A 907-nucleotide genomic window follows, 5' to 3' on the forward strand; every position below is an offset into this window, starting at 1 on the left:
CGGTCACCACCACGGAAGCCGCCCTCACGGCGCTCACCACCACGGAAGCCACCTTCACGGCGCTCACCACCGCGGTCACCGCCACGGAAGCCGCCCTCACGGCGCTCACCGCCCCGGAAGCCATCCCGGTCACCACCACGGAAGCCGCCCTCGCGACGCTCACCACCGCGGTCACCGCCACGGTAGCCACCTTCACGGCGCTCACCGCCCCGGAAGCCATCCCGGTCACCACCACGGAAGCCGCCCTCGCGACGCTCACCGCCCCGGAAATCACCGCGGTCACCACCACGGAAGCCGCCCTCACGGCGCTCACCGCCTCGATAGCCACCGCGGTCGCCGCCCCGGCTACCGCCCTCACGGCGCTCACCGCCTCGATAGCCACCGCGGTCGCCGCCCCGGCTACCGCCCTCACGGCGCTCACCGCCGCGGAAGCCACCCTCACGACGGTCACCACCCTGGTAGCCACGTTCGCCGCGACGTTCAGCGCCTCTGTCATCCCGGTAGGAGGGGCGGCCGTCACGACGTGACGCACCGTCACGACCAGTTGGACGGTCTTCGTGTCGACGGGTGTGGTCGCCGCCGTGCGGTCCTGAGTTCACAGGTTCATCCTTCCTGATTAGGCCGGTGATGGCGGCACGCAGTGAGGGCCGACCCGGGTAGGGTCGGCCCTCAACTGAAGTTTTGCCCGGCGGTGTCCTACTCTCCCACACCCTCCCGAGTGCAGTACCATCGGCGCTGGAGGGCTTAGCTTCCGGGTTCGGAATGTAACCGGGCGTTTCCCCTCCGCCATGACCGCCGTAACACATATCGACATATCAAACACACCTAACATCACAGGCAATGTTTGTTTGTCAAGAGATACACAGTGGACGCGTAGCAACTTAGTAGTCAAGTCCTCGGCCTATTA

At 66.9% G+C, this 907-nt stretch carries 1 rRNA gene and 1 pseudogene; one reads left to right on the forward strand and one right to left on the reverse strand.

Going from position 1 to position 907, the window contains the following annotated elements:
• Nucleotides 1-527 (forward strand): annotated as a pseudogene (locus tag B116_RS27970) (hypothetical protein); the annotation flags it as partial.
• A 156-nt stretch (nucleotides 528-683) separates the two neighbouring features.
• Here B116_RS27970 and rrf read toward each other — a convergent pair.
• A 5S ribosomal RNA gene (gene rrf / locus B116_RS0123110) occupies nucleotides 684-800 on the reverse strand.
• Between the last annotated feature and the right edge of the window lie 107 nt (nucleotides 801-907).

This window comes from Salinispora fenicalii, assembly GCF_000514815.1.
GTDB classification, from domain to species: Bacteria; Actinomycetota; Actinomycetes; order Mycobacteriales; family Micromonosporaceae; genus Micromonospora; species Micromonospora fenicalii.